Origin of the sequence: Moorena sp. SIO1F2 (assembly GCF_010672755.1) — a bacterium.
Lineage (GTDB): Bacteria > Cyanobacteriota > Cyanobacteriia > Cyanobacteriales > Coleofasciculaceae > Moorena.
The window spans coordinates 1-9,799 of record NZ_JAAHFV010000250.1 but is presented as its reverse complement, the minus strand read 5'-3'; the positions used below and the strand labels follow the sequence as shown (position 1 = coordinate 9,799).

The window sequence follows — 9,799 nt, the reverse complement described above, 5'->3', positions numbered from 1 at the left end:
TAAATCTCAAGAATCAGAAAGAGTTTATTTAGATTTGTCACAAATTGCTAATGTCTATTGTGTCCCTGAAGAACATCTTGATGAATATACGCATCTTGCAAGTTGTTCTCCTGCAATAATCTCTGAATTTATCAGAGGATATCTGACATCAATTACAAAAAAAGGAATAAATGAAGAGAAAGGTAGAGAAATAATTTTTGATGCATTATATCAGACTGCTGATTTGTTAAAAGAATTTGGATTTAGAGTAATAGATGATGTTTGTACAAAAGGAGGAATAAGTAGAGTCGGAGTTAATTTTGTTTCTGAAAATTTCCCAATTGAGAGATTATCAGATGAATTACTTGGAAGAATGAAATCAGTCAAATTAGAATGGAGTGGTAAATATGAATTGAATAATCAAAATATTTTAGATATAATTAATGAGAATGGAACACCTCTTTATGTTTATGAAGAAAATGAGATTAAAAGAAACTTTGAACTAATCATAGATTCAATACCTTATGAAAATAAACAGGTACATTATGCCGTTATGTGTAATAGTAATAGCGAGGTATTAAGGAAAATCCTACAATTAGGAGGCTTTGTTCAAATAAATTCTATACACGAACTTGATTTAGTTAAGAAAGTGGGATTCAGTAATGGGGATATTTCTTTTACTTCAACTGGTTTGGATAGTGAAAGTTTAGAGAGATTAGTTCAAGAAGGAGTGCAAGTAAATTTGGATTCAGTTGAAGAGGTTGAGAAATATTGTAAATTGAATGCAGGGGGTAATTTTGGAATTAGAATTAAAATGAAAGAAGATATCGAACTTCCTGAAGGTTATACTAATTCCCCAAAAGATTCAGATGTAGGTATACCTCAAGACTATTTTTCAAGAGTAAAACAAATTGCTCAAGATTATGGATGTAGAATCAATGAAATACACGGATATCTCGCATCTAATATTTTAGATTCAGAACCTTTAATACACTCTTCAAATTATTTGATGGAATGTGCAAAGCAATTTCCAGATTTAGAATATGTAAATTTTGGAAGTGGTTTTGGCGTACCTGGAAGAAAAACTGAATCAAAATTTGATTTTGCTGGAATAGGAGAATACTATTCAAGATTAACAAAAGAATTATCAGACCATCTTGGAAGGGATGTAAAATTAAAAATAGAGCCTGGTAGATCGGTTGTAGCAACGGCAGGAACACTTTATGCCAAAGTAACAAATGTTAAACAATTGACTGGTAAAAAGCAGATATCAATCAATGCAGGGTTCGGAGAATTTCCAAGACCAAGAATATATGGAGCATACCACGAAATTGAGGCTGTTGGTAAAACAGGAGAGACAGAAACTTATGACATAAGAGGCAATACTGTATTGCAATCAGACTTTTTAGGCAAAGAGAGAAAACTACCTCAAGTACAAGAAGGAGATATCCTGGCAATTAGAAATACAGGGGCTTATGGAATAGTAATGGCTTCAGGTTTCCCAGGAAAAGAGTTACCTTCTGAAGTAATGGTTTATTCAGATGGCACATTTAAGAGGATACTTGATTGGGCTGAGTCTGAATCGCTTGCCAGAAGCAGTAGATATGAGTAGGATGTTCTTGACTGAGTGAGTCGAATTTAGTGAAGAAGCAGCTCAACGGCTACAAGCTGAAGGTGCTTCACAAGTACTGCAAGCCATCCTTCATGCTATGAGTGATCTGTCACAGCTGAGTGCAGATTAGGCTGGGCAGATTATTAAAAAGGTCACTAAAGAGCAGAAAGTGAAAAAAGGATCCCTCGTGCGATCGCTCCGTGCTGCACTCACTGGAGATGTTCACGGTCCCGATCTCATTGAATCTTGGGTGATTTTCCATCAGCACGGTAGGGACAAAATCCGCCTACAGCAGGCATTGATTAACACTTCTACTACTTAGGTGATTTACTGATTGTAGGATGTGCATACCCTTCGGGATGCTCCTAAAGCATCCCGAGTTCGGTGTTTTTAACCACTATGGGAATACGTTAGGACATGAGTAGAACTCACCACAGAGTCACAGAGAACACAGAGAGTAATCGAGATGAGCAACAAGCGCTGTTAGAAATTGCTGAGTCTTATCTCCGGGAATTTGTTGCACCAGTAGCGTCAGAAATTGATGATAATCCAGAAGTATTAAGAGCGGCACTTCAGGGAATGGGTGCTCGCTCTTTATTGGCACTGCAGATTCCTAAGGTTTGGGGAGGTACTGGAGTTAGTGAGCTAACCTTTCGCCACTTCCAGCAGCTCATTCCCCGTTACTCTGGTGCGTTGGCATTTCTGCACACCCAACACCAAAGTGCAGGAGAATTCCTCACCAACACTGACAATGAATCTTTAAAGTGGCAATATCTGCCTTATATGAGCCAAGGACAGGTGTTGCTTGGCATTGGCTTTTCCCATCTGCGACGCCAAGGCAAGTCAATGGTTAAAGCTATTCCTGTAGCAGGTGGGTATCAGATAGAAGGAAAAGTACCTTGGGTAACGGGTTTTGGTTTCTTTCAAGATTTTATTTTGGGTGCAACACTTCCCGATGGTCGGGCAGTTTATGGTATGTTGCCGTTTATTGAAACCATGCAAGAGACTGGGGGAGCAATTACTTTTAGTAAGCCAATGGAATTAGGGGCAATGTCCTCAACCAATACCGTTACGGCAGAGCTTACTCATTGGTTCTTACCTGAAGAGCGTGTTGTCTTCATTAAACCCACTGGTGCAATTCATGAGAACGATCGAAAGAATGTTCTGAATCACGGGTTTGACTGCTTGGGCAATACTAGAGCAGGTCTCGATATCATAGAGGCTGTTTACCAGACTAAACAACTTCCCTTCATCAAGCAAGCATTTGATGCCTTCAACGAAGAACTCAAACGTTGTCAATCAGCAATGATGGCGGCACTAACACCTGATTCTCAGTCTTGCGAAGAACGGCTACAACTCCGCGCTTGGGCAATTAATTTAGCGCAACGTTGTACTGCAGCAGCAGTTACTGTTTCTAGTGGTGCCGCTAATTACCGACATCATGGCGCACAGCGAGTATATCGTGAGGCATTGGTGTTCACAGTCTTAGGTCAAACAAGGGCTGTTATGGAAGCAACTCTTGCTCAGTTGGTGAATTAGGTATTAGGTGTTAGGACACGAGGAGAACTCACTACAAAGCCACAAAGAACACAAAGAAAATCTATACGTCCTAATCTTTCCTAATCTGCCATCTTAGAGGTTGTCTGAGAAGTCTCATTTGCTACATCCAAGCCCCCTAAATCCCCCAATTTTGGGGGACTTTTAGAAGCAAATTGACTCTTATTCCCCCCAAAGTTGGGGGGCTAGGGGGGCAAAATTCAGTATAAAAAAACTTTTCAGATATCCTCTTAGTGCTATAGCGTTTCTCATAGCTATGAGGTACACTAATAAATAGATTAGATAGTTAGTGATACAAATTTCGGATGAAACCTTACTCTCTTGACTTTCGGCAAAAAATTCTAGAAATCCATAAAAAATAAAATTTATCAATCCGAAACTTAGCTCAACGTTTTGGTGTAGCCAAAAGCTTTATTCAAAAATTACTAAAACAACATCGAGAAACCGGAGATATTAAACCCCTCTCTTGGTGCGCATTCCCTAGGTCGGGTTTCCCGACCGGGGTCGCACAGCAACGTCAAGGGGTAAGTCCGCCACGCAAACTTAGGGTCGAGCAATTAATAGATTTGGGAGAAATAATTGAAACAAATAATGATGCTACGTTAGTTGAACTTTGTGATTTACTAGAAATAAAGATCCAAATTCGCGTAAGTCGAGCCACGATGGCAAGACTAATCAAACAACTCGATTATACTTAAAAAACAACATTATATGCAGCGGAAAAAGAGTCAGAAATAGTCCAAATAAAACGACTAAAGTTTTGGTCAGATATCCGAGATATCCCGGCATAATATTTGATTTTAATAGATGAATCGGGAGTAAATTTAGCAGCGATGCAGCGCGGTCTTGGGGAGGCAGTGCGGTCTTGGGGAGGCAGCGCGGTCTTGGGGGTTCCCCCCATGAGCGACTGCCGTGGTCTCCCCCACTCGCGGTCTGCCGTGGTTTCCCCCATGAGCGACTGCATCAAGACAATGGTTAGGATGTATGCTAGAGCCTTAAAAGGGAAAAGAGCCAGAGGTAAAAAACCACTGAAAAGAGCCTGAGGCAAAAATATCTCCGTAATAGGTGCTTTATCTTTATAAAAAGTCGTGGCATCTAGTAATATATCTGGAGGAGTTAATCGAGTAACTTTTGAAGCAGTTATTGCTAAAAATTTAGTTACTAATTTATTTCTGTAAAAATGCCTGTATAATAATGGATAATGCTAAAATCCATGAAGGATAAATGGTTAGAGAATTAATTGAACAAGCGGGAGCAAAACTGATTTATTTACCCCCCTATTCTCCCGAGTTTTCACCAAGCGATGCAGCGCGGTCTTGGGGGTTTCCCCGGAGACGAAACCTTAGAGAGTGGAGCCTTTAATGTCAGCAGGTTATGCAGAAAAGAGGTGCGACCCGTGGCGAATTTAATTCGCCTACGGAAAGCGCACCTTTGGTTAAATATTTTTTAATAAGGCGACCCTCTCGAAACGGTAACTTCGGCGTAGCCGACGCTTGGCCGTAGGCCACGCCAAAGGCGAACGCGAACAAACCACTCGCTATTGCATCAAGACATCGAAAATTTTTGGTCAAAAGTCAAAGCAATCTTGAAAAAGATTAAAGCCAGAACTTACAAAGATTTAATAGAGGGGATTGCCGATGCCATCTTAAAAGTCACTAAGGAAGATATTCGGAATTGGTTTACTCACTGCTGTTACTGTACCTCATGAATATGAGAATTGCTATAGCGCAATTTTCTCATAACCAAACTCTAGAAACTCGCTCTGGCATGGTGTATAACCCAATGTTTGATAGGCTTGAATATAGGCAGATAATGTTTCTTCTTTCGGTACGCATTCAACCCAATAAAACTGATATTCTGGCGTAGGTTGCCACCATCTTTCGCGATCGCCAGCCACCCAAGCAAAACAGTTATATTCTTGGGATTTTGGACTGGTAACAGTATATTGAGTCCGCGCTAAATTAGGAAAACGTAACTCTAAGTGTATAGCTTCTCCCATGAAAAACTCAAGCAATATAACCCTTTTGTCTTCCCCAATTTAACCATGCTTGAGCCATTAGTTTGATTTTTCCCCGTTGTTCTGGCAGAACTGGGTTTTCTTAGGTAATCTGACCTAAAGCAGGCAACCAATAGAGCGGGTTTTGCTGCAAATCTTCCAATAAAAAAGGAATTACCCCTTCTCCCATCTTGATGATTTCTTGATAAGCGGGATGTTTTGACATTTCGACAGTCGAGGATAACGCCTCTACTTCTTGACGACCTTGGGAAGCAAGAGCGGTAAATTTTTGGCGTATTTCTTCGGGATTTTCTTCAGTCGGTTTTCTAGAGGCTGCATCTAAGGTTGGTTTTTTCATAGTTGCTTTGTGAGTTGCTTTGTGAATTGGCAATACTGACTAGGAAGTCATTACTCCAAAGTGCGTTCGCGTAGCGTGGCCCAAAGGCCAAGGCCAAGGTCAATCGCCCATCTTGTAGGGTGCGTTAACAAAGTGTAACGCACCGAAAACTCACCCGTCCACCCGACAATATCGTAGGAAATCATCTGGGGCTCTTGGAATTGCGATCGCCTACGGCACTAGCGGAGCTGATCCCATCAAGTAAGGGAATTACTAATATAGTGAAGAAAAATACAGCAATTTATAGCCTAATGAGGTACACAGGATTTTTTCCCTCTTGCCTCTTGCCCGCCCCCCTTACTAAGGGGGGTTAGGGGGGATTCCTCTTGCCTCTTCTCTGTTCCCTGTTCCCAGATCCGCTGTTCCCTAAAACCCAGGACTGAAGTACCTCACTCAATTAAAAACCACTATACAAGGTGTGAGCTATGACAGATAATAAACTGGTATTTGAACGCATTACCTGTCTTGATGCAAAGCGCGAGTGGGGGAAACCACGGCAGTCGCTCATGGGGGGAACCCCCAAGACCGCGCTGCCTCCCCTGTTCCCTTGCTGCATCGCTTTGATCCCCAAATAATGGGAGGACGTGCTTGTATTCGAGGCATGAGGATTACAGTATCTCTAGTACTGAGTTTGGTAGCCGACGGTATGGATGTCAACGAAATTATTGAAGCTTATCCCTATCTAGAAGCAGAAGATATTAAAGCTAGTCTTCTGTATGCAGCATTTTTAGCTAGTGAGCAAGTTCGTCCCTTCAGTGGAAGTGCAGCATGAAGTTTTTAGCAGATATGGGTGTCTCTCCTTTAACTGTTCAATTAGTGCGTCAACAGGGACCAGTCCAAACTTGTCGTTTTCAACAACGGTCGGTGATGGATTTCTTTGACCTTTGGTCACGCTACGCGAACGAGCAAGCTCTCATGGCTCAATCGGGTCATTTAACGGAACCTCCTTCCCTCATCCCTTCTTTCGAGACCTGAATCCTTACTAATTTACTGTTCAAAATCATTAATTTTTTTCATGTATTTTTTTGATAATTCTTCAGATAAGAGAAGTCTTTGTTCTTTTTTAAGGCGGAAATATTCATTATAATTTTCCTGACTTTCTTTCTGTTCAAGTAAATAATCATAAGGACCTTTGCCAGACAAAAGTTTAACTAATATAGGTGAGATTTCAATAGTGACGAATAAGGCAGTTATTAGCCAATTAATATTACGAATATTCGGATCGTCTTTAGATAGTTCTTCTAAAGCAACAAGACGGGCTAAGAAGCCATCTGATTCTTTGTCAATTTGTTCTTTCAGTTGTTCTAAGTTACTGTCTGGTGACTGCAAAATCAGGTTACGTTCTTGCCTAAGCTTATCTATTGTTTCCTCTTTATCCTTAACTTTCTTATCTAATTCAATAAATTTTTGTTTTATTTCATCTGCATAATTTCGTTTGTCTTGATAAACAATTCCTTTTCCAAATTGGCCTGTTCCCTGTGTACCTTCTGCTTCTGCATTAGCTGCATTTTCGGCGTCCTTCCATTCATTTTTATACTTGTCCTTTTCTTGATTTAATGCTTTAATTTCTTGCTCCAATTCTTTTATTGGTTCGTTAATTTTTTCTTCTCTTATCTCATTTTTATTTTGTTTTATTTTCTGGTTAATTTCTTTTTCAAAAAGCCTCAATTCAAGGGGCTTAGCAACCACAAAACTTAATAATAATGCTATTATTAATCGAAGAATTGTTGCTGCAATAAATGGCAACTTTGAATCCGATTGTTTTCTCTTAGAGCTTAAAATTAAAAAACGATCTAAGTTAAAAACTATAAAACTCCAAAAAGTTCCTCCTACACAAGAAGCTGCTACAGAACCGAATACTGTAAAAAGAGCATAACCACCGGAAAAAATAGCCGTTGTTGATGTTAGCAAAACCGTGGTACCAATTGCTGTATATTTATATCGTTCTGTCAAACATTCTTTTTGTGCCAAAATATCATGATCTGCACCAGCAGACCATAGCAAGAATTTTTCTAGTGAATTTAAATTATCTTTAATTGTTGGAGCCTGTATTAGGTGTTGAAGTTCAGCTGGTAAGCCAATTTCGTTGATAAAAGTACCAACCGCTTCAACACCATAAGCATTAAGAGCACTTTTGATATGTTCTGTAGCTCGTTCCTGGATTTGATCCCGTTGTTGTAAGAAGTCTAAGACATTATATTCTTGAGCGGAATTACGGAAGTAATTATCAACCATCGGTTCTAATACCCTATTCACAAGGTTTTTAATGGAGCTATATTTAACCGCACCATTAGACAAGCAGCTAAGAACTCCTCCTTGTTCCTCAACTTGCTTATAACTATTAGCATTTGGTGAACCCACACGAGATATCATTTTAGGGGAATTTTTGGGATAAATATTAATAACCTGTGTGACTTCAAGATTCAAAATAAAGCCATCTTTTGAGCGAAGCTTTAAGGTTTCCAAATTAGAATCGTAGTTGGTTGCTGGTTTATTTTTATCTGTCCTCCAGTCCAAAGTTATTTCATGGACAGGAACTATTACTATACTTTTCACTCTTGTATTGATAGGATGTGTTCCAGCTTCTATTGGTATGTTCTGAATCCCTTTATACCCGATATTAAACTGAGAACCATAAGTAGTTTGCTCTTGATTTGCTTGGCTATTCTTACCAACATTTGAGATTAAAACTCCAACTGTTCCAGTTTTAATATTAGTTAAAGGAACTTGTTCAACTTCCACAAACCAAGGATTTAAACTCCAAAAACCTTCTTCGATAAATTCTTCTTGTAAACCTCGATAGCCACCTTTATCAATAAACTCCTGTGGCTCCTGAAACTTATTATGTCCCTCAATAACTGCTCCCGCAATGTCCCCTCCTGGTAAGGGCTTACCATCAAAAGTGGTAACAATACCAATTTTACCTGATTCAACTCTGTAAACTTTTAATTGTTCTGGATTCAGTCCATATTGCTTGGCATTGTCAGTAGTAACTACTGTAAATAGTTCAGTGTTTATTCTATAGTAACCTTCAGTAATAATTGCTCGCTGTTTACCTTGTTGACCACCGTTTTTGACAAAGGCTTCAGCATTCTGAAAATTCTCGCAATCTACAGCTTTACCTAGTATTTGTCCTGGTGGTAGTTCAGCACCATCTTGAGCAATAACTAGCCCTATCTCCCCTGAGCGAATATTAATTACTGGGACATTGCGAACTTTAAACAACTCTGTATTAATGTAGTGAATTCCAGGAGGAATAATTGCTAATTGGTTCCCTTGTTGACCGCCGTTTTTGATAAATGCTTCAGCGTCCTGAAAAGTGCCACATTCAACAACTTTACCAAAGTTCTGACCAAGTGGAAGTGGCTCACCATCCCTTGCTTCCACTAACCCTACTTCATTAACTCCAATTTTGATAAGTTCAACTCTCTTAATTTTGAAAAGTTCTGTATTAATTGCGTATTTGCCAGTAGTAAGAATCTTTAACTGTTGGCTCCTATATCCTCCATTATTAATAAATGCTTGAGCATCCTCAAAATTGTTGCATTCAACAGCATCACCAAAGGTTTTTCCAATCGGAAGTGGCTTGCCATCTTTCGCTTCTACTAAGCCAATTTCATAGTCATTAATATGAATAATTGGCCTTATTTCAACAGAAAAAAGTTGAGTATTAATCCGATAAATACCATTTCTTAAAATACCTAACTGCCTACCCCGTTGACCACCATTGTTGATAAAAGCACGACCATCTTGAAAGTCATCACATTCTTCGACAACTTTACCAAACATTTTACCTGTGGGAAGAGAAGCACCATCGTTGGCTGTTACTAATCCAATTTCATCTTTATCAATCTGTATAGCCTTTTGTTTGAAAACTTTATAGGTCAACCTAGAGCGGAAATGTCGTCCAGGAGCAAGAGTATCAACCTGCCAACCCATTTCTCCATTAAGAGCAATTTGACGATTAGATGGTAAAGGACTACCAAACTTTTTATAGACAATTCCAACCTCATCTTGAGAGATTACATAAACGCCAGGTACCCGATCAATTGCCATAACAACAAATTTAGTTAATTAGTTAACTAATGAATTTTAAAAAAAATACTCTTTCGCTACCTTAATCGTTATTATTGTAACGTGAGTTGGACGAACTGCACAAAGGTGAAAGAAAGGCGCTCGACTAGATTTGAAGCAATTGAGTCTGAGCCAGGTATGACCAATATTCTATCGCGTTTGGATATCACCCGTATGTTCTGTA

General features: G+C 39.3%; 10 protein-coding genes and 3 pseudogenes. 8 read left to right on the top strand and 5 right to left on the bottom strand.

Translation table 11 applies throughout. The features are described from left to right. The 4 genes and pseudogenes from F6J94_RS23955 to F6J94_RS23940 all read left to right on the top strand — a co-directional run. Nucleotides 1-1,591: pyrroline-5-carboxylate reductase dimerization domain-containing protein (locus F6J94_RS23955; RefSeq protein WP_293044763.1), on the top strand; the 1,591-nt coding region annotated here is incomplete at its 5' end. Nucleotides 1,592-1,730: 139 nt separating this feature from the next. Continuing rightward, nucleotides 1,731-1,913, top strand: coding sequence for a hypothetical protein (locus F6J94_RS23950; RefSeq protein WP_330359494.1), 183 nt, complete (start codon nt 1,731-1,733; stop codon nt 1,911-1,913). Between the two features lie 95 nt (nt 1,914-2,008). Next, a complete protein-coding gene (locus tag F6J94_RS23945) occupies nt 2,009-3,130 on the top strand; it encodes an acyl-CoA dehydrogenase family protein (RefSeq protein WP_075898734.1) in 1,122 nt (373 codons plus the stop codon). Nucleotides 3,131-3,453: 323 nt separating this feature from the next. Continuing rightward, nucleotides 3,454-3,936 (top strand): annotated as a pseudogene (locus tag F6J94_RS23940) (hypothetical protein); the annotation flags it as partial. Here F6J94_RS23940 and F6J94_RS23935 read toward each other — a convergent pair. Continuing rightward, nucleotides 3,843-4,196 (bottom strand): hypothetical protein, encoded by a 354-nt coding sequence (locus F6J94_RS23935; protein WP_293044766.1) that lies wholly within the window; start codon nt 4,194-4,196, stop codon nt 3,843-3,845. The pseudogene F6J94_RS23940 and the gene F6J94_RS23935 overlap by 94 nt on opposite strands. Here F6J94_RS23935 and F6J94_RS23930 point away from each other — a divergent pair. Together F6J94_RS23930 and F6J94_RS23925 are read left to right on the top strand one after the other, a co-directional pair. Next, a pseudogene (locus F6J94_RS23930) lies at nt 4,120-4,453 on the top strand (transposase); the annotation flags it as partial. The gene F6J94_RS23935 and the pseudogene F6J94_RS23930 overlap by 77 nt on opposite strands. Nucleotides 4,454-4,700: 247 nt before the next feature. Next, nucleotides 4,701-4,856: pseudogene (locus F6J94_RS23925) on the top strand (IS630 family transposase); the annotation flags it as partial. Between the two features lie 12 nt (nt 4,857-4,868). Here F6J94_RS23925 and F6J94_RS23920 read toward each other — a convergent pair. From F6J94_RS23920 to F6J94_RS23910, 3 genes are all read right to left on the bottom strand, one after another. Further along, nucleotides 4,869-5,147, bottom strand: coding sequence for a hypothetical protein (locus F6J94_RS23920; protein ID WP_075899039.1), 279 nt, complete (start codon nt 5,145-5,147; stop codon nt 4,869-4,871). A 100-nt stretch (nt 5,148-5,247) separates the two neighbouring features. Continuing rightward, nucleotides 5,248-5,502: a hypothetical protein gene (locus F6J94_RS23915; protein WP_143727581.1), complete on the bottom strand. Its 255-nt coding sequence runs from the start codon at nt 5,500-5,502 to the stop codon at nt 5,248-5,250. Nucleotides 5,503-5,552: 50 nt separating this feature from the next. Further along, nucleotides 5,553-5,687 carry a hypothetical protein gene (locus tag F6J94_RS23910; RefSeq protein WP_269086991.1) on the bottom strand — a complete coding sequence of 45 codons (135 nt, stop codon included), beginning with the start codon at nt 5,685-5,687 and terminating at the stop codon, nt 5,553-5,555. 335 nt (nt 5,688-6,022) lie between these two features. Here F6J94_RS23910 and F6J94_RS23905 point away from each other — a divergent pair, with 335 nt between their 5' ends. Then, nucleotides 6,023-6,313 (top strand): DUF433 domain-containing protein, encoded by a 291-nt coding sequence (locus F6J94_RS23905; protein ID WP_330359427.1) that lies wholly within the window; start codon nt 6,023-6,025, stop codon nt 6,311-6,313. Then, nucleotides 6,310-6,516 carry a hypothetical protein gene (locus F6J94_RS23900; RefSeq protein WP_075899041.1) on the top strand — a complete coding sequence of 69 codons (207 nt, stop codon included), beginning with the start codon at nt 6,310-6,312 and terminating at the stop codon, nt 6,514-6,516. The genes F6J94_RS23905 and F6J94_RS23900 overlap by 4 nt, the downstream gene beginning before the upstream one ends. Before the next feature lie 12 nt (nt 6,517-6,528). Here the strand turns inward: F6J94_RS23900 and F6J94_RS23895 are convergent, their stop codons facing one another. Continuing rightward, nucleotides 6,529-9,597, bottom strand: a complete 3,069-nt coding sequence (locus tag F6J94_RS23895; protein WP_293044746.1) for a DUF4407 domain-containing protein — start codon at nt 9,595-9,597, stop codon at nt 6,529-6,531. Nucleotides 9,598-9,799: the final 202 nt, after the last annotated feature.